Origin of the sequence: Streptomyces sp. NRRL S-87, from assembly GCF_000719335.1 — a bacterium.
GTDB lineage: Bacteria > Actinomycetota > Actinomycetes > Streptomycetales > Streptomycetaceae > Streptomyces.
This window is the reverse complement of record NZ_JOGB01000018.1, coordinates 55,768-74,911: the sequence shown is the minus strand read 5'-3', so window position 1 is coordinate 74,911 and position 19,144 is coordinate 55,768. Positions and strand designations below refer to the sequence as shown.

Here is a 19,144-nt window from a genome sequence, read left to right as displayed (position 1 = left end):
GGCCCGCACACGGGGGAGTGAGCACCAGTGGCCAGCGACACGTCCAACCACCAGACCCACGGGGCACGACGGCACCGCGCCCCGCAACCGGCGAGCACATCCGGAGGCTCCGGCTTCTGGGTGGTCGGCGCGGTCCTCGTGCTGCTGATGCTCTCCTCCTCCGTACCCTCCGCGCTGTACGTGCTCTACCAGGAGAGATGGGACCTGTCCTCCGGGACGATCACGGTGGTGTTCGCCGTCTACGCGGTCACCGTGCTCATCGGACTGCTGGTCTTCGGCTCGCTCTCCGACACCCTGGGCAGACGGCCGGTGCTCACCGCCGGACTCGTCCTCGCCATCGTCTCGATGCTGCTGTTCGCCGGCGCCCAGGGCCTGGCCTGGCTGCTCGCCGCCCGGGCCGTCCAAGGCTTCGCGGTGGGACTGGCCACCGGGGCCATGGGCGCCGCCCTGCTGGAGCTCGCCCCGCGCTCGCGGCCCGCCCTCGGGGCGCAGGTCAACAGCGCGGGCCCGACGATCGGCATCGGGCTCGGTGGCATCGGGGCGGGCGCGCTCGTGCAGTACGCGCCCGCCCCGACCGCGCTCAGCTACCTGCTCCTGGTCGGGGCCTTCGCCCTCTCGCTGGTCGGGGTGTTCCGGATGGGCGAGAGCGCACCCGCGGCCGGCGGCCCGCTCCGGGTGGCCCCGCACCGCATCCGAGTGCCCGCCGAGGTACGCGGACGGTTCGCCGTGCTGGTCCTCACCATCGTCGCCGTCTGGTCCGTCGGCGGCTTCTACCTCTCGCTCGGGCCGCACCTGGCCCTGTCGCTCATCAAGAGCGCCAACTACGTCGTCGGGGGCGCCACCGTGGCCCTGCTCGCCGGCGCCGCCACCGGAGCGCAGCTCCTGCTCGGCCGGGTGGCCGCCCTGCGCACCGCGATCGTGGGACTCCTCCTCCTGCTCGCCGGACTCGGCCTGGTCCTGGTCTCCCTCGCGGCGGGCTCGGCCGCCCTGTTCCTGGTCGCCACGGCCGTCCTCGGCAGCGGCTGGGGGGCCGCGTTCCTGGGTGCCTTCCGGGCCCTGAGCGCCCTGGCCGACCCGGCCCGGCGCGGTGAACTCACCGCCGCCGTCTACGTGTTCGCGTACCTCGCCATGAGCGTCCCCGCCGTGCTGGCCGGCGTCCTGACCAACGTCCACGGCCTGCACCGCACCTCCGTCGGCTTCATGGCGGCGGTGGCGGCCGTCTGCGTGGTGGCGCTGGTGGCCACCGTACGGCTCGGCGCCCGGGGCACCACCGACCGCACGGCGGAAGGAGGCGCGGCGTGAGGGAGGCCATGACCCCGCGGCGGCTGCGCACCACCCTGTACGCGCTGGAACTCTTCGCCGGCCTCACGGAGGAGCAGCTCGACTGGCTCGTCTCCGTCTCGCAGCCCCGGGTGCTGTCCGACGGGGAGGCCCTCTTCCACGACGGCGACCCGGCCACCGACTTCCACGTGCTGCTCTCCGGCGGCCTGGTCGTCACCAAGGTGGTCGACGGCCGCGAGGAGGTCCTCACCCGCCACTCCACCGAGGAGGAGAGCGCGGACTCCCACGACGGCAAGCCCTCCGCCGCCCACCGCTTCACCGGAGAGCTGCCCCTGCTCACCGACGGCGCGTACGTCGCCACCGCCGCCGCCTCGGGGCCCGCGACCACCGTCGTCAGCTATCCCAAGGCCGTCTTCTACGAGATGCTCACCCGCTGCCACGGCGTGGCGGCCGTCCTGCTGCCCGTCCTGGCCTGGCGCATCAAGTCCTCCGAGGTGCAGGCCCGCAAACGGGCCACGGTCGAGGCGCTCGGCACCCTCGCGGCGGGCCTCGCCCACGAGCTGAACAACCCGGCCGCCGCCGTGGCCAGGGCCGCCCAGGAGCTCGGGCCCGCCCTCGACCGGCTCACCCGCACCGCGCACGGCTGGGGCGCCGTGGCCGGCGGCTCGGAGCGCGCCGTGTTCGACCGGCTCGCCGACGAGCTCGACAAGGTCCCGCCGCCGGCCACCAGCGACCCGCTCGCCCAAGCCGACGCCGAGGAGGAGGTGGCCGACTGGGCCGGGGAGACCGGCGCCGAACGCCCCGGTCTGCTCGCCGCCGGCATCGCCGACCTCGGACTGGAGCTCGGCTGGCTCCTGGAGCGGCTCGAAGGGGTGTCGGAGCCGGCCCTGCCGGCCGCCCTCGACCACCTCGCGGCCCTGCTGGAGACCCGGTCGCTGGCCGCCGAGCTGCGCGCCGCCGGCCCCCGCATCTCCCAGCTGGTGGCCGCCACCCGGGACTACGCCAACCTCGACCGCGCCCCCGAGCAGCGGTTCTCCGTCACCGACGGGCTCGAGAACACCCTCGTCGTGCTGCGCTCCAAGCTCTCCGCCGTCACCGTCGTCCGCGCCTACGAGGACCGCCTGCCCGAGCTCACCGGCTACCCCAGCGAGCTCAACCAGGTGTGGACCAACCTCGTCGACAACGCGGTCGACGCCATGGACGGGGCCGGCACCCTGACCCTGCGCGCCCGCACCGAGGGCGGCTGCATGGTCGTCGAGGTCCAGGACAGCGGCCGCGGGATCCCCGAGGACGTCCTGCCCCGCATCTTCGAGCCCTTCTACACCACCAAGGACGTGGGCAAGGGCACCGGCCTGGGGCTGCACCTCAGCTACCGGATCGTGACCCAGCGGCACCGCGGCTCGCTCACCGCGCGCTCGGTGCCGGGCGACACCCGCATGACCGTACGCCTGCCCCTCGCGACGAACCCGTCGTCCGATCCCAACGTGACACCTCAGACAGGGAGTTGAGATGCCGAAGTACGAGATCGAGAAGCTGCACCCGGTGTTCCGCCGCCAGATGGACGCGCTGGCCGCGCTCGACATCGACGCGGTGATGGCGAACTACACGGACGACGCCGTGCTGCTCCGCTTCGAGGGGGTGTCCACCGGGGCGAAGGCCGTACGCGAGACGTTCACCGGATATCTGACGCTGAAGCCGACTCTCGTCGAACTCCAGGAGTACATCGAGACGGACGACACCATCTTCTATCGGGCGATCATGAACCTGAACGGCGAACCGGAGCACGCGTTCGGGACACTCGTCGTCCGCGATGGCCGGATCTGGCGCCAGACCGCGGGATTCGGCAGCTGACCGCGAACTTCTGGGTAGCGTGTGCGGGGACGGCGGCCGAGCCGCCTTCCCCGCATACTCGGACGACAATTAAAGGGACGGTCCATGGAGCAGGAGACCAACCGCGTCGAGGCTTTCAGTGACGGTGTGTTCGCGATTGTCATCACCATTCTGGTCCTCGAGATCAAGGTCCCGGAGCACGGCGGCGACGAGCTCTGGCCCGCACTGGGTCATCAATGGCCCCATTACGCCGCGTACGTGGTCAGTTTCCTCGTGATCGGGGTGATGTGGGTCAACCACCACACCATCTTCAGCCACCTCAAGCGTGTCGACCGCCCCCTGCTCTTCCTGAACCTCCTGCTCCTCATGGTGGTCTCGGTGATCCCGTGGACCACCTCGGTCCTGGCCGAGCACCTCAAGGACCCGGAATCGGCCAACGCCGCGGCGATCCTCTACAGTTCGTGGACCGTCGTGTACGCCCTCGCGTTCCTGGGCTTCTGGTGGTACGTCACCCGCGTCGGCCACCTGTTCCACGAGCGGGTGGACAAGGGCGGGGCCCGTGCCACCCGGATGCGGTTCGGCCTGGGGGCGATCGCGTACCCCTTCACTGTCATCCTGTCCTTCTTCTCCGCCACCGCCACACTGGTCGCACACGGGGTCATCGCGATCTACTACGCGGCGAACCAGTTGCCCATCCCGCTCGTGGTGGGAGAAGAGCGGCTCGAAAGCGAAGTCGACCTCATGAAGTAGTCGCCGGGCCCTACGGGCGGGCTAATCGGTCAAGTAGGGTATTTGGATCTAGATCTGGGCGGGGGAGGCGCAGATGGCTCGCGGAGTCCTGCCGGAGGAATCCTCGAAGGAAGTCTCCGAATTAATCGACGTACTGATTTCCTTGTTCTTCGAGTCATTACCCCGGCGGGACCAGCGGAACTGGGCCCGCGTATACCTCAACGGCCTTGTTTCCACCGCCGGGAAAAAGACCATCCGCAATATCGCTGGAGCCGGCGCGAGCTCCGTGGAGCAGAGCCTCCAGCAGTTCATCAGCAAGTCCCCCTGGGACTGGGCGCCGGTACGGCGCTCGCTCGCGCAGTACCTCGAACGCACCGCCCAGCGGCCGCTGGCCTGGGTCGTGCGCCCCATGGTCATCGAGAAGGCCGGCGACCGCTCCGTCGGCGTCGGCCGCCAGTTCGTCCCCCAGCTCGGCCGCACGGCCAACTGCCAGCAGGCCAGCGGGATATGGCTCGCCTCCAGCGAGGCGAGCTTCCCGGTCGAATGGACCCTCACCCTCCCCGGTCCGTGGACCAGCGAACTCCTGCGCAGGCGGCGCGCCGGCATCCCGGACACCGCCCGCTCCCTGACCCCGTCCCAGGACGCCGTCCACGCCGTCCAGCGCATGGCCGCGACCTGGCAGCTCCAGCGCCGACCCGTGGTGATGGACCTGTCCAACACCGAAGTGCCGCGCAGCGTCGAGGCGTTGTACGCGCAGGACATCCCCTTCGTCCTCAAGGTCGACGGCACCCTGCCGGTGGCCTTCGGCGCGGCCGGCCGCCAACGGCCCGGCCCGTACGTCGCGCCGGCCCGCGAGCTCATCGACTCCCTCCGCTCCCAGCGCCGGGTCGTCGAGTGGACCCGGCACGGCCGCGGCGAGGGCGCGGTCACCCTGCTGACCTCGGCCACCGTCCTCGGCGCCCACCACGAGGACCGGCCCGGCCCGCCGGCGCACCCGCCGCTGCTCCTCATGGGCGCCTGGACCGAGACCGCCCTGCTGCCCACCGAGTTCTGGCTCACCAACATCGGTGACCGGCCGCTCGCCCAGCTCTTCCTGCTCGCCAAGCTCACCGACCGCGTCCAGCTCGACTTCGGCGACATCTGCGAGCAGGTCGGCATCCGCGACTTCGAAGGCCGCTCCTTCCGCGGCTGGCACCACCACGCCACCCTCGCCAGCGTCGCCCACGCCGCGACCCTGCTGGCCACCCGGCGCCCCCACGAGGGGCAGGCCCGGCCCGCCGCGCACGACGACGGCCGCTACGGCACCCCGCGACCCGCGCCCGTGCCACCGCCCCGGCGTCCCCTGAACCCCGGGCGGGCCTCCCGCCACGAGTACATCCGCTGAGGGGGGCGCCGGCCGATGCTGGACATCGCCTCCGAGCTACGCGCGTGGTGTGCGGCCCGGCGGGAGTTCGCCCTGGCCACGGTGGTCGCCGTCAGCGGCAGCGCGCCCCGCGGCCCCGGCGCCTCGCTCGCCGTCGACGACCGGGGCACCGCCCTGGGCAGCGTCTCGGGCGGCTGCGTCGAGAGCGCGGTGCACGAACTGTGCCTCGACGCCATCGCCTCCGGCGAGCCGGGCCTGCACCGCTTCGGCTACAGCGACGACGACGCCTTCGCGGTCGGCCTGACCTGCGGGGGAGTGCTGGACGTGCTGGTCACCCCGGTGCGCGGGGCCGACCCGGTACGGCCCGTGCTGGGCGCCGTGCTGGACACCGCGGCACGCGGCGGCCGGGCCGCCCTGGCCCGGGTCGTCACCGGCCCGCCCGGGCAGCTCGGCCGCGCCCTGGCCGTGCGCGCCGACGGCTCGTACGAGGGCGACCTCGGCGGACCCGCCGCGCTGGACCGCACCGCGGCCGAGCGCGCCCACGCCCTGCTGCTGGCCGGCCGCACCGCCACCGCGGAGCTGGGCAGCGCGGGGGGCCTGTGCGGGGAGCCCCTCACCCTCCTGGTGGAGTCCGCGGCAGCTCCGGCCCGGCTGCTGGTCTTCGGCGCCATCGACTTCGCCGCCGCGCTGGCCCGGGCCGGCTCCTTCCTGGGCTACCGGGTGACCGTGTGCGACGCCCGGCCGGTGTTCGCCACGCCCGAGCGGTTCCCCGGGGCGGACGAGGTGGTGGTCGACTGGCCGCACCGCTACCTGGCCGCCGAGGCGGCGGCGGGCCGGCTGGACGCCCGGACCGCCGTCTGCGTCCTGACGCACGACGCCAAGTTCGACGTACCCGTGCTGGAGCTGGCCCTGCGGCTGCCGGTCGGGTACGTGGGGGCCATGGGGTCGCGCCGCACCCACACCGAGCGGCTGGCCCGGCTGCGCGAGCAGGGGGTCGGCCCCCGGGCGCTGGCCCGGCTGCGTTCGCCCATCGGGCTGGACCTCGGCGCGGCCACGGCCGAGGAGACCGCCCTGTCCATCGCCGCGGAGATCGTCGCCGCCCGGCACGGGGCCTCCGGAGGACCGCTGACCGGGACCCGGCGGCCCATCCACCGGCGGCCGGGTCCGGTGGGTTCCACCGGGCCCGTGGGGCCGGCGAGGACCGAAGTCCCGTAGGAAAGGACCAGCCGGGCCGGTATGTCCTGGACGATCGTCCCGGGAGTCGCAAAGGTCCGGACATGGGAGAATGAAGTACGTGCGTTTTGCCTCGGCTGTCGCCCTGTCGAGGTACCTCCGAACGACTGGGATGTCTGCACGTGCGTTTCCTCAATGACCTCAAGCCGCCGTACGACCTGACGTACGACGACGTATTCATGGTGCCGAGCCGCTCCGCGGTCGGCTCCCGCCAGGGCGTCGACCTCTCCGCGCCCGACGGCACCGGTACGACCATCCCGCTCGTGGTCGCCAACATGACCGCGATCGCCGGCCGCCGCATGGCCGAGACGGTCGCCCGCCGCGGCGGTCTCGTGGTCATCCCGCAGGACATCCCGATCGAGGTCGTCACCGACGTCATCTCGTGGGTCAAGACCCGGCACCTCGTGCTCGACACCCCGATCGTCCTGGCCCCGACCCAGACGGTGGCCGACGCGCTGTCGCTGCTGCCCAAGCGCGCCCACGCCGCGGGCGTCGTCGTCGACGACCAGGACCGCCCGATCGGCGTCGTCACCGAGCACGACCTGTCCGGCGTGGACCGCTTCACCCAGCTCTCCGAGGTCATGTCGAGGGAGCTGCTGCTCATCGACGCCGACATCGACCCGCGCGAGGCCTTCACCACCCTCGACGCCGGCCACCGCAAGCTGGCCCCGGCCGTCGACGCGGACGGCAAGCTGGTCGGCATCCTGACCCGCAAGGGCGCGCTGCGCGCGACCCTGTACAGCCCGGCGGTGGACGCGGACGGCAAGCTGCGCATCGCGGCCGCCGTCGGCATCAACGGCGACGTGGCGGGCAAGGCCAAGCAGCTCCTCGACGCGGGCGCGGACGTGCTCGTGATCGACACCGCGCACGGCCACCAGGAGAAGATGATCGAGGCGATCAAGCTGGTCCGCGCGCTGGACCCGCAGGTCCCGATCGTGGCCGGCAACATCGTCGCCGCCGAGGGCGTCAAGGACCTCATCGAGGCCGGCGCGGACATCATCAAGGTCGGTGTCGGCCCCGGCGCCATGTGCACCACCCGCATGATGACCGGCGTGGGCCGCCCGCAGTTCTCCGCGGTGCTGGAGTGCGCGGCCGAGGCGAAGAAGTACGGCAAGCACGTGTGGGCCGACGGCGGCGTCCGCCACCCGCGCGACGTGGCGATGGCCCTGGCCGCCGGTGCGTCGAACGTGATGATCGGCTCCTGGTTCGCCGGTACGTACGAGTCCCCGGGCGACCTCCAGCAGGCCGCCGACGGTCGCCTCTACAAGGAGTCCTTCGGCATGGCCTCGGCGCGCGCGGTGCGCAACCGGACCTCGGACGAGTCGGCGTACGACCGGGCCCGCAAGGCGCTGTTCGAGGAGGGCATCTCCACCTCGCGCATGTTCCTCGACCCGACCCGTCCGGGCGTCGAGGACCTGATCGACTCGATCATCGCCGGTGTCCGCTCGTCCTGCACCTACGCCGGTGCCGGCTCCCTGGCCGAGTTCGAGGAGAAGGCCGTCGTGGGCATCCAGTCCGCCGCGGGCTACGCCGAGGGCAAGCCCCTCCACGCCTCCTGGAGCTGACGCTCCCGCCCCGGGGCCCCGTGCCCCGGAAACCCCCGGGCCCCGTGCCCGGGCAACGGTCCGGCTCCGGCCGCCGACCCGCCCTACCGCCGCGCCGGCGGAGCCCCTCGGCTCCGCCGGCGCGGTGCGTTGCGCCGGCCGCCGCCCCGTCGCGCGTCCCGCGGTCCCGACCCGGAGCCGGGCGACCGTACGCCGCCCGGCGAGCCGTACGGTCGGGCGCGCACGGTGGCCGGCCGACGCCGGGCCGGCGGGGTGCCGCGTACGGCAGCCGGGGGGTTCGCGGGCGACTTCGGGCGTGGGCGGAGGTCCGGGCGGGGCCTCAACTGATAATCCGTCAGGCATCGCTCTGCCTCTCACCACCCGGAAGGGGCCGGTCCATGCCGCGCACGCCGACCACCCGACACCGTCTGCACCGGTTGCTCACCACCTCCCTCGGCGCCATGCTCGCGGTCGCCGCCGCCGCGGCCCCCGCCCGGGCCGACGTGGGGGAGGTCACGGAGTTCCCGATCACCACCGTCGCCGACAGCTTCCCCGCCGGCATCACCGCCGGACCGGACCGTGCGCTGTGGTTCACCGAGTCCGGCGTGGGCCGGATCGGGCGCATCACCACCCGCGGCAACGTGACCGACTACGCCCTGCCCACCACGGACAGCTTCCCCTTCGACATCACCGAGGGCCCCGACGGCGCGCTCTGGTTCAGCGAGGGGGCCGCCGGCGCGATCGGCCGGATCACCACGAAGGGCCACGTGACGGAGTTCCCGCTGCCGTGGGCGGGCGGCTTCCCGCTCGGGATCACCCAGGGGGCAGACCACGCGTTGTGGTTCGCGGACGGGGGGACGAACTCCGTCGGGCGCGTCACGACGAGCGGTCGCGCCGTCTCGTACCCGATCCCCACGCCGGACGCGTACCCGTACCACGTCGCGGCCGCTCCCGACGGCTCGGTGTGGTTCACCGAGATCATCGCGGGCAAGATCGGCCGGGTCGACCGGTCGGGCACCGTGACCGAGTTCCCGCTGCCCACCGGCTACGAGTTCCCGTCGGACATCGCCTACGGCCCCGGCGGGATGTGGTTCACGGCCTCCGAGCAGATCGGGCGGATCACCCTGAACGGCTCCGTCACGCTGTTCCCGCGGCCGAACCCGGGCGGCGGCGCCGACGGGATCACGCGCGGCCCCGACGGGAACATGTGGTACGCGGACCAGTTCGGCCACATCGGCCGGATCACCCCCTACGGGAGGATCACCGAGTTCCCCGTGGCGGGCGGTGCGGACACGGTGCCCTTCAACCTCGCCACCGGGTCCGACCGGAACATCTGGTTCACCGAACTGATCGGCAACGCCATCGGCCGCCTCCAGGCCCTGCCGGGGCTCGACGCGAGCCCGCACGCCGCGGCCCAGTCCCAGTCCCCGGCCCAGATCCCGGCCCCGGCTCACGCCCTGGCCCAGCCCTCGGCCCCGGCTCGCGCCCTGGCCCAGCCCTCGGCCCCGGCTCACGCCCACGCGCCGGCCCGGCCCTCGACCAGGGCCGACGCCCCGAGCCGGCTCCCGACCCGGGCTCGCGTCCCGGCACTGGTCGAGGCCCTTGCCCACGCCAAGGCCAAGGCCCAGGCCCCGGGCCGGGCGGCCCACCGCCCCGTGCGTCCCGCGTGGCGGCTTCCCTGTGCTCCGGCCGACGGTCGCGCGGTGCCGGTGCTCTGCCGTTGACCCGCGGGTCGACCTCCGATGCCGCAGGGACACCGGGGGACGCCACCTGCACGAATCGCCTGACACGGCCCCCCTCGCATCATGCGGGCATCGCATCATGCGGAGCCGGAGCCGGGGCCGAGGCCGCAGCCGCGCCCGTCCGGAGGACGGGCGCGGGGCCCTGACGCCGCCATCGGCGCAGCGCCGCACCGGACGTTCCCACTCGCAGTCGGAGGTTTCGCATGCCCGTACAGCCCATTGCCCTGCCGTGTTCGAGGAAGGGGTTCCACCGACCGGCCCGCCGGCGGGTGCTCACCACCGGCCTCGTCACCACGGCACTCCTCATGCTGACCGTCCCCACGGTCGCCGCCGGCCCCGCCCGGCCGACGTGCTTCGGCCGCCCGGCGACGATCACGGGCTCGGGCACCGTCAACGGGACCCCGCGCGACGACGTCATCATCGGATCTCCCGGTGAGGACACCATCGACGGCAAGGGCGGCAACGACCGGATCTGCGGTCTCGACGGGAAGGACCTGCTCATCGGGGGGCTCGGCAACGACCGGATCGACGCCGGTCCCGGCGACGACATCACGGTCGGCGACGTGCGCACCGCGAGCGGCGACGCCACGGGCGGAGGCAACGACTTCCTGCTCCTCGGACCGGGTGACGACGCTGCCACCGGCGACAGCCTGGCCATCGACGGCAACGTCTCGGGGGGAGGCCGCGACCGGATCGAGGGCGGACCCGGCGACGACCGCATCGCGGGAGACAGCACCACGTTCTCCGGCCACGCCACGGGTGCGGGCGATGACATCCTCCACGCCGGTCCGGGTCTCCTGGACACGCTGACGGGGGACGGCAACGCGGCCCTCGGCGCCGACGGGAGCGGGGACGACGTCCTGGACCTCGGCCCGGACGGCGGATACTTCGTCGTCGGAGACCACAACACGTTCACGCCGGGCGCCACGGCGACCGGCGCGGGCAACGACCGGATCCTCGGGGGGTCCGGAGCCGAACTCCTCATCGGCGACAGCGCCGCGGACAACTCCTCCGACGCCGGCAACGACCGGATCGACGGCCGGGGCGGGGACGACGTCCTCTTCGGCGACAACACCGACGTCGACGGCACCAGGACCGTCGGCACTGCGGGCGGCCGGGACCACCTCGACGGCGGTGCCGGGGACGACGCGTTGCGAGCAGGCCCGGGCAACGACCGCCTCGACGGCGGGCAGCAGACCGACGACTGCGACGGCGAAGCCGGCACCGGTGACACCGCCGTGCACTGCGAGACGGTCGTCGGCGTCCCGTAGACACCCGAACGGGGTCCGCGTCGGGCCCGCTGCGGAGCACCGCGACGGGCTCGGCGAGGGCCCTGACGGGCACGCGCGGTGATGCGTCGCCAGCGGTGGCCGGGGGAGCGGCCGGGGTCCGACAAGATCCGTAAGAGACGGCCTACCCCACGAAGCCCTCCTCGCGCAGGGAACGGGCCACCGCGGCGCCGAGGGCCGCGTGGCCCGCGTCGTTGGGGTGCAGCCCGTCGGCCAGGTGCTCGGGGCGGAGCAGGGGCAGGCCGGGGAGCACCGCCAGCCGGCGGTCACCGGCGAGGATCCGCTCCCGCACGGCCCGCTCCATCGCGGCCCGCAGCTCCGCCAGGGTCGCACCGAGCTTGTTCGGGACGGCCTCCGCCTCGGGCCGCAGGACGGGGGAGACCAGCAGGAGCGGCGTCTCCGGATGCCCCTGCCGCACCAGCTCCAGGAACGCCCGCGTGGTCTCGTACAGCAGCGGTGCCGAGAACGGCACCCGCGACCAGCAGTTGGTGCCGAAGGCGAGCGTCAGCACGTCCGCGGGCAGGGACGCGAGCTGCTCGGCCACCACCAGCTCCCCGCGCGCCGCCCCCGCGTAGCCGAGGTTGACGGTGTCGACGCCGAGCGCGCGGCCGGCCACCGCGGTCCAGCCGTGCGCCGGCCGGGTCGACCACCAGCCCTCGGTGATCGAGTCGCCGTGCACCACCCACCGCGGGGCGGCCGGCGCGGGCAGCAGCGGACCGCCGACCCCGCGCAGCCCGAGGATGAGCGGCGACTGGGTCTCCGGCGGGTGGATCGTGAACGGCCCCGAGCCGGGCGGGAGTTCGATGCGCAGCACGGCCTCGGGCGCGGGCTCCGTGAACACCTCCGACAGGGGCCCCGACCGGTCCCACAGCGCGAACCCGTGCGCCAGGTCGCGCAGCGCGTCCGTGGGCCCGGGCACGGTGGCCCGGTAGCTGATCTCCACCGCGTGCGCCCGCGGCGCCGTGAACTCCAGCCGTACCCCGATCGGCAGCGTGGCCCGCTCCCCGGTGTCCCACGGCAGCCGCTCGGTGTCCGCCGGGTCCGCCCGCACCGCGCGGCCGCCGTCCCGCCAGGCCACGCCGCGCAGGAAGGGGACCGGATCCAGCCATTCGCCCGCGTCCACGCCCATCGCCACTCGCCCCGCCTCCGATCGCCGGCACCGGCCCCCTGCCGGTACCCCCGCCGCACCGCCGCACCCCTCCCAAGACTGCCCCGCGCGGGCCCCCGCGCCACCCCTTCCGAGCACCTCGGGCGGGCACACCTTCCGCCAGATCTGACGAACCGTCAAGATTGGTCGCAGAGCGTTACCGCGCAGTGATCTTTCACCTGCGTGCAACAAACACCCATCCTGGACAGATGTGCGCAATGATCGTGCGCCAATATGCAAGGATGGTGCATTACGGGCGGTTACCAGCTGCTCGTAGGCTCACTCGCTGTACGTGGAGTGGCGAGACCGCCTGCTCGGCGGTCCCCCCTAGCTCCTGCCTGACCAGGCACTGCTCTGCTCCGGACCGCCGCGGTCGACGCCTTCCCCGATCCGCGACGAACAAGGAGTCCCTCCGTGCTGGACCACGGCCAGGCGCCCCCCGCCTCCCCCGCCACCGCGCCCCCGCGGCTCGGCGGCAACCCGCTCTTCCGGCGCAAGCCGGTCGAGCGCTTGGTCGCCGAGGGCGGCCAGGGCGAGGGCGGTGCGCTGAAGCGCTCCCTCACCATGTGGCAGCTGACGATGATCAGCATCGGTGCCACCCTGGGCACCGGCATCTTCGTCGTGCTCGGCGAGGCCGCCCCCAAGGCCGGCCCTGCCGTGACGATCTCGTTCATCGTCGCCGGCCTGACCGCGCTGTTCTCGGCCCTGTCCTACGCCGAGCTGGCCGGCTCCGTCCCGGTCTCCGGCTCCTCGTACTCCTACTCGTACGCCACCATGGGCGAGTTCATCGCCTGGATCTGCGGCTGGTGCCTGGTCCTGGAGTACGCCGTCTCGGTCGCGGCCGTCGCCGTCGGCTGGGGCGAGTACCTCAACGAGCTCCTCGACGGGACCCTGGGCATCACCATCCCCGAGAAGCTCGCGGCCGCGCCGTTCGGCGAGGGCGGCTACATCAACCTGCCGTCGCTGGTCGTCGTGCTGCTCTCGATGGTCTTCCTGATGCGCGGCGCCAAGGAGAGCGCCCGGGTCAACTCGATCATGGTCGGCGTGAAGATCGTCACCCTGCTGCTCTTCATCGGCATCGGCGTCATGGGCATCAAGGCCGGCAACTACACCCCGCTGGCCCCGCTCGGCGTCACCGGCATCAGCGCCGCCGCGTCCACCCTCTTCTTCTCCTACATCGGCTTCGACGCCGCCTCCACCGCCGGTGAGGAGGCCAGGAACCCGAAGAAGGACCTGCCGCGCGCGATCATGCTGTCGCTGGGCATCGTCACGATCCTCTACGTCCTGGTCGCCTTCGTCGCCGTCGGCGCCATGCCGTGGAAGGACTTCGGGGGCACCGAGGCGGCGCTCGCCAAGATCATGACCGACGTCACCGGTCACAGCTTCTGGGGCGTGGTCCTCGCCGCCGGCGCCGTCGTCGCCATCTTCTCCGTCGTCTTCGCCGTGCTCTACGGCCAGACCCGCATCCTCTTCGCGATGTCCCGCGACGGCCTGGTCCCCAAGGTCTTCGCCAAGGTCGACGAGAAGACCGGTGCCCCCCGCGCCAACGTCGTGATCGTCTCGATCTTCTGCGGCGTGCTGGCGGCCTTCATCCCGCTCGGCGAGCTGGCCAACGCCACCAGCATCGGCACGCTCTTCGCCTTCGCCCTGGTCAACGTGGCCGTCATGATCCTGCGCCGCACCCGCCCGGACATGCCCCGCACCTTCAAGGTGGCGCTCTTCCCGATCACCCCGATCGCCGGCTTCCTCGCCTGCGCCTGGATGATGTACAGCCTGCCGACCGCCACGTGGATCGCGTTCGGTGGCTGGATGGCCGTCGGCCTCGTGGTCTACTTCCTCTACGGCATCCGCCGATCGGAACTGGCTACCGCAGAGAAGTGATCCACCCGCAGTGCGACTGAACGATCTCGACGAACGCATCGTGCACGCCCTCGCCGAGGACGCCCGCCGCTCCTACGCCGACATCGGCTCCGAGGTCGGGCTGTCCGCCCCCGCCGTCAAGCGACGGGTGGACCGGCTGCGGGCGGAAGGGGCCATCACCGGCTTCACGGTCCGCGTCGACCCCGCCGCCATGGGCTGGGAGACCGAGGGCTTCATCGAGATCTACTGCCGCCACAACACCTCGCCGGACGACATCCGGCGCGGCCTGGAGCGGTACCCGGAGGTGGTGTCCGCGTCGACCGTGACCGGCGACGCGGACGCCCTGGTGCAGATCTTCGCCTCCGACATGCGGCACTTCGAGCGGGTACTGGAGCGGATCGCCGGCGAGCCCTTCGTGGAGCGCACCAAGTCCGTGCTGGTCCTCTCGCCGCTGCTGCGGCGCTTCTCGTCGGGCTCCCCGGCCTGACCGACCCGCTCGTACGTACGGCCCGGCGGCCCGGGCGCGTGACGGGACCCCCGTCCCCCTCACGCGACCCGCGGCCGACCGGGCCGTACGCGTACGTCGGGGCTACTCGTTCGACTGCGGGTACTCCGGGACCCAGGGCAGGACCTTCCAGTCGCCCGAGCCGGCCTTGATCTTCTCGAACGGTGCCGAGCTGGTGCACGGCAGCGGCTCGCCCTCACCCGGCGCGCCGACGGCGGCCCAGCTGTAGCCCAGCCGGTCGTGCCGGCCCAGGTCGTGCACCGTCACCCCGACCCGCTTGCCGACCGCGGGGGACGCGACCCCGTCCGCGCGGGTCACGATCCCGGTCACCACGGCGACCTTGCCGCCGGTGACCAGGCAGTCCACCTTCACGTCGGCCGAGGCGCCCCACGTCTTCGTGTAGTGGCTGAAGTGGAAGGTGCCGGTGGCCTTGCGCGGGTCCATGTTGTCCTTCGCGGCCAGGTGCGCGTCGAAGGTGAAGGTGATGTCGTCGCCCGCCGGCCGGTAGAGCTTCGCGGTACCCGTCAGCGCCGCCGCCTCGCGCGGGTGCCCCGACGAATCGTTGTCCGTCGCCGCGGCGGCGGAGCCGGCCGCGCCCGCCGTGAGGAGGACGGCGGTGGCGAGTGCGGCGAGACGGGTGCGGCGGTGGCTGCGGATGGCGTTCATGATGACCCTTTCGGCAGGTCAGGGGCGTGGTCCCCGGGGTTCCTCCCCGGTGCCCCCTACTCTTCCGGTCTGCCGTCCGGGCGACGTCGGCCCACGGGACCCACCCGCTCCCCCGTACGGCGGGGACCCCCTCCACCCGGCGGATGACGCAGGACCGTGCAACGAATCGCCGCACGTGGCGGTGAACGCGCAACGAATCGGTCGCCGCCGCGCAACGGTGGCGCCTTGTCCGGGTCGAACGGTGCCCCGTACGGTCTAGAAGTCCCCCAGGAACAGACTTTCGCCCCAGACGCTCCGGACCGTCCCAGACGCTCCCGGCGCCGCAGGTGCACCGGTCGCCCCATTCGCCCCAGAGGTTCGCCCATGTCTTCGCTGCGCACCGCACTCCTCCAGAGCTCCGGAAGGCTCGGCGACGTCGCCGAGAACCTGAAGGCGCTCGACGAGGCTGCCGAGCGCGCCGCCGCGGCCGGGGCCGGGCTGCTGGTCGCCCCCGAGATGTTCCTGACCGGGTACGCCATCGGCGACGACGTCCCGAAGCTCGCCGAGTCCGTCGACGGCATGTCCGCGCGGGCCATCGGCGACATCGCCCGCCGGCACGGCCTGGCGGTGCTGTACGGCTACCCGGAGCGCGACGGGGACACGGTCTACAACTCCGCGCAGCTGATCGGCCCCGAGGGCACGTCGCTCGCGAACTACCGCAAGACCCACCTCTTCGGCTGCTTCGAGCAGGAGAGCTTCACCCCGGGCGACACCCCGGTCGTGCAGGCCGAGTACCAGGGCCTGACCATCGGCATCCTGATCTGCTACGACGTGGAGTTCCCGGAGAACGTACGGGCCCACGCGCTGGCCGGGACCGACCTGCTGCTGGTGCCGACCGCGCAGATGCACCCGTTCCAGTTCGTGGCCGAGAGCCTCGTGCCGGTCCGCGCCTTCGAGAGCCAGATGTACGTCGCGTACGTCAACCGCACAGGCCCCGAAGGCGAGTTCGAGTTCGTCGGCCTGTCCTGCCTGGCGAGTCCCGACGGGACCACCCGGACCCGGGCCGGCCGCGGCGAGGAGCTCGTCCTCGGCGAGGTGGACCCGGAGCTGCTGCGGGCCTCGCGCGAGAACAACCCGTACCTGCGCGACCGCCGCCCCGGACTCTACGAGTCCCTCCTCTGACCTGACGGATCCGCTCCGGATCCCGCCCCCGGGACCCGCCCCCGCGGGTCTCCCGGATCTGCCCCCGGATCCGGACCCGGCGCCCCCTCCCCGCGCCGGACCCAGCTGCACCTGCCACACCACCCCCGCGCAAGGAGTCGTACCCCATGACGTCCACGGTGCCCACCGCCGTCCCGCACACCGACGGCCAGCCGCCGATCACCATGTTCGGCCCGGACTTCCCGTACGCCTACGACGACTTCCTCGCGCACCCGGCCGGCCTCGGCCAGATACCCGCCACCGAGCACGGCGCCGAGGTCGCGATCATCGGCGGCGGCCTGTCCGGCATCGTGGCCGCGTACGAGCTCATGAAGATGGGCCTCAAGCCGGTCGTCTACGAGGCCGACCAGATCGGCGGCCGACTGCGCACCGTCGGCTTCGAGGGCCCGGAGGCCGAGGGCCTGACCGCCGAGATGGGCGCCATGCGCTTCCCGCCCTCCTCCACCGCGCTCCAGCACTACATCGACCTGGTCGGCCTGGAGACCACGCCCTTCCCGAACCCGCTGGCCGAGGCCACCCCCTCGACCGTGGTCGACCTCAAGGGCGAGACCCACTACGCCGAGACCATCGACGACCTGCCGCAGATCTACCGCGACGTCGCCGACGCGTGGAACGCCTGCCTCGACGAGGGCGCCGACTTCTCCGACATGAACCGCGCCATGCGCGAGCGGGACGTCCCGCGCATCCGCGAGATCTGGGCCAAGCTCGTCGAGAAGCTCGACGACGAGACCTTCTACGGCTTCCTCTGCAAGTCCGAGGCCTTCCAGTCCTTCCGCAAGCGCGAGATCTTCGGCCAGGTCGGCTTCGGCACCGGCGGCTGGGACACCGACTTCCCGAACTCCATCCTGGAGATCCTGCGCGTCGTCTACACCGAGGCGGACGACCACCACCGCGGCATCGTCGGCGGCTCGCAGCAGCTGCCGCTGCGCCTGTGGGAGCGCGAGCCCGAGAAGATCGTCCACTGGGCCCAGGGCACCTCGCTGTCCTCCCTGCACGAGGGCACCCCGCGCCCGGCGGTGACCCGCCTGCACCGCACGGCCGGCAACCGCATCACGGTCACCGACGCCTCCGGCGACATCCGCACCTACCGCGCCGCGATCTTCACCGCGCAGTCGTGGATGCTGCTGTCCAAGATCGAGTGCGACGACTCGCTGTTCCCGATCGACCACTGGACCGCGATGGAGCGCACCCACTACATGGAGAGCTCGAAGCTCTTCATCCCGGTGGACCGCCCGTTCTGGCTGGACAAGGACGAGGAGACCGGCCGCGACGTCATGTCGATGACGCTGACGGACCGGATGACCCGCGGCACCTACCTGCTGGACGACGGCCCGGACAAGCCGGCCGTGATCTGCCTGTCGTACACCTGGTGCGACGACAGCCTCAAGTGGCTGCCGCTGTCCGCGAACGAGCGGATGGAGGTCATGCTGAAGTCCCTCGGCGAGATCTACCCGAAGGTCGACATCCGCCGCCACATCATCGGCAACCCGGTGACGGTCTCCTGGGAGAACGAGCCCTACTTCATGGGCGCCTTCAAGGCGAACCTGCCGGGCCACTACCGCTACCAGCGCCGCCTGTTCACCCACTTCATGCAGGACCGCCTGCCGGCGGACAAGCGCGGCATCTTCCTCGCCGGTGACGACATCTCCTGGACGGCCGGCTGGGCCGAGGGCGCGATCCAGACCGCGCTCAACGCGGTGTGGGGCGTCATGAACCACTTCGGCGGCGAGACCGACGGCACCAACCCGGGCCCGGGCGACGTGTACGACGAGATCGCCCCGGTCGAGCTCCCCGAGGACTGATCCCCTCCGGAGGACCGGTCCCCCCTCCCGAGGACCGGACCGGTCCCCACCCCCCCGGCTCCGGCGCCACCCGCGCCCGAGCCCCCGTGACAACGGGCCGTCCCCGCGCGAACATCGCGGTGGCGGCCCGTTCTCCATGCCCAGGGGTCGCCGAGCTGCGCACCGCTCAGCAGGCAGCGGCCGGTGTCAGCAGGCAGCGGCCGACCAGGCCGACGCCCTTGTCGAGGGAGTCGGAGAACTCGGCGGCGAGTTCGGGGCAGTCGCGCAGCGTCCACAGCAGGCGGGCCGCGGACCAGGCCGCGTCGCGCGCGCGGTCCAGGCTCCACGAGCCGAGCAGGTGGGTGAGCGGGTCGGCCACCTCGAGCAGGTCCGGCCCGGGCATGAGGTCCTCGCGGATGCGCTCCTCCAGGGCCACCAGCGTGTCGCCCACGCGGTCGAAGTCCGCCTCCAGGTCGGCCGGGGCGCAGTCCAGGGACCGGCAGCCGGCCACCACCGCGAGGGCGAGGTCGTACCCGATGTGTGCGTTGATGCCGGCGAGCGCGTGCTGCAGCGGGCGTACGCCCGGATGACGGCGGTACTGGAACAGCGGCCGCCAGCACGCGGACACCCGCCGCCCCTCGTACGCGGCGTCCACGGCCGCGAGGTACCGCTCGGCGAACCGGACCGCCAGCGTCGCGGCCGTACGCGCTTCCGGGAACTCCCCGCGGCCCATCCGCTCCCGCAGCTCCCGGGTGACCGCCAGGTAGACCCGGTTGAAGACCGCGACCCCGTCGCGCGGGTGCAGCAGCCCGTCGAGCGCGCGCATCCGCGCGAGCACGGGGTCCAGCGACACCTCGACCGTCATCTGCGCCATGAGGCAGAGGGTCCCAGCGTGCGCCCGCGGAGGGGAGCCCTCCCGGCCCCGTTTCGCCGGTTTGGGCGAAGCCCCCGCGTAACCCCGGCGCCCCGGGGTG

At 72.8% G+C, this 19,144-nt stretch carries 16 protein-coding genes; 13 read left to right on the top strand and 3 right to left on the bottom strand.

Annotated features, from left to right (window positions below):
- Window positions 1–27 precede the first annotated feature (27 nt).
- From IF43_RS0113685 to IF43_RS0113645, 9 genes are all read left to right on the top strand, one after another.
- A complete protein-coding gene (locus IF43_RS0113685; protein ID WP_063753327.1) occupies window positions 28–1,302 on the top strand; it encodes an MFS transporter in 1,275 nt (424 codons plus the stop codon).
- Window positions 1,299–2,789, top strand: a complete 1,491-nt coding sequence (locus IF43_RS0113680; protein WP_051795279.1) for an ATP-binding protein — start codon at window positions 1,299–1,301, stop codon at window positions 2,787–2,789. Before IF43_RS0113685 ends, IF43_RS0113680 begins: the two co-directional genes overlap by 4 nt.
- Before the next feature lies 1 nt (window position 2,790).
- Complete coding sequence (locus IF43_RS0113675) at window positions 2,791–3,132, top strand: nuclear transport factor 2 family protein (protein ID WP_030199171.1); 342 nt, start codon at window positions 2,791–2,793, stop codon at window positions 3,130–3,132.
- A gap of 84 nt (window positions 3,133–3,216) precedes the next feature.
- Complete coding sequence (locus IF43_RS0113670; protein ID WP_030199169.1) at window positions 3,217–3,861, top strand: TMEM175 family protein; 645 nt, start codon at window positions 3,217–3,219, stop codon at window positions 3,859–3,861.
- Between the two features lie 73 nt (window positions 3,862–3,934).
- Window positions 3,935–5,224: a transposase gene (locus tag IF43_RS0113665; protein ID WP_078910136.1), complete on the top strand. Its 1,290-nt coding sequence runs from the start codon at window positions 3,935–3,937 to the stop codon at window positions 5,222–5,224.
- Window positions 5,225–5,239: 15 nt separating this feature from the next.
- A complete protein-coding gene (locus IF43_RS0113660) occupies window positions 5,240–6,418 on the top strand; it encodes an XdhC family protein (RefSeq protein WP_051795277.1) in 1,179 nt (392 codons plus the stop codon).
- A 134-nt stretch (window positions 6,419–6,552) separates the two neighbouring features.
- Window positions 6,553–8,001, top strand: a complete 1,449-nt coding sequence (locus IF43_RS0113655) for a GuaB1 family IMP dehydrogenase-related protein (protein ID WP_037888453.1) — start codon at window positions 6,553–6,555, stop codon at window positions 7,999–8,001.
- Window positions 8,002–8,378: 377 nt separating this feature from the next.
- Window positions 8,379–9,704, top strand: coding sequence for a hypothetical protein (locus IF43_RS0113650; RefSeq protein ID WP_063753326.1), 1,326 nt, complete (start codon window positions 8,379–8,381; stop codon window positions 9,702–9,704).
- Between the two features lie 221 nt (window positions 9,705–9,925).
- Window positions 9,926–10,993: a calcium-binding protein gene (locus IF43_RS0113645; RefSeq protein WP_107048482.1), complete on the top strand. Its 1,068-nt coding sequence runs from the start codon at window positions 9,926–9,928 to the stop codon at window positions 10,991–10,993.
- A gap of 142 nt (window positions 10,994–11,135) precedes the next feature.
- On the opposite strand, the gene IF43_RS0113640 is transcribed toward IF43_RS0113645, so the two are convergent.
- Window positions 11,136–12,140 carry a GDSL-type esterase/lipase family protein gene (locus IF43_RS0113640; RefSeq protein ID WP_030199150.1) on the bottom strand — a complete coding sequence of 335 codons (1,005 nt, stop codon included), beginning with the start codon at window positions 12,138–12,140 and terminating at the stop codon, window positions 11,136–11,138.
- Window positions 12,141–12,572: 432 nt separating this feature from the next.
- Here IF43_RS0113640 and IF43_RS0113635 point away from each other — a divergent pair, with 432 nt between their 5' ends.
- Entirely contained in the window at window positions 12,573–14,039 is a 1,467-nt protein-coding gene (locus tag IF43_RS0113635) for an amino acid permease (RefSeq protein WP_030199149.1), read from the top strand.
- Window positions 14,040–14,049: 10 nt separating this feature from the next.
- Window positions 14,050–14,505 (top strand): Lrp/AsnC family transcriptional regulator, encoded by a 456-nt coding sequence (locus tag IF43_RS0113630; RefSeq protein ID WP_030199146.1) that lies wholly within the window; start codon window positions 14,050–14,052, stop codon window positions 14,503–14,505.
- 102 nt (window positions 14,506–14,607) lie between these two features.
- On the opposite strand, the gene IF43_RS0113625 is transcribed toward IF43_RS0113630, so the two are convergent.
- A complete protein-coding gene (locus tag IF43_RS0113625) occupies window positions 14,608–15,189 on the bottom strand; it encodes a hypothetical protein (protein WP_030199143.1) in 582 nt (193 codons plus the stop codon).
- Between the two features lie 363 nt (window positions 15,190–15,552).
- Between IF43_RS0113625 and IF43_RS0113620 the strand changes: the two genes are divergently transcribed.
- Window positions 15,553–16,350, top strand: a complete 798-nt coding sequence (locus IF43_RS0113620) for a carbon-nitrogen hydrolase family protein (RefSeq protein WP_030199140.1) — start codon at window positions 15,553–15,555, stop codon at window positions 16,348–16,350.
- A 146-nt stretch (window positions 16,351–16,496) separates the two neighbouring features.
- Window positions 16,497–18,191 carry an NAD(P)/FAD-dependent oxidoreductase gene (locus IF43_RS0113615; protein ID WP_030199136.1) on the top strand — a complete coding sequence of 565 codons (1,695 nt, stop codon included), beginning with the start codon at window positions 16,497–16,499 and terminating at the stop codon, window positions 18,189–18,191.
- Window positions 18,192–18,357: 166 nt separating this feature from the next.
- On the opposite strand, the gene IF43_RS0113610 is transcribed toward IF43_RS0113615, so the two are convergent.
- On the bottom strand, window positions 18,358–19,044 hold the full coding sequence (locus IF43_RS0113610; protein WP_030199135.1) for a DUF5995 family protein: 687 nt from the start codon (window positions 19,042–19,044) through the stop codon (window positions 18,358–18,360).
- Window positions 19,045–19,144 lie beyond the last annotated feature (100 nt).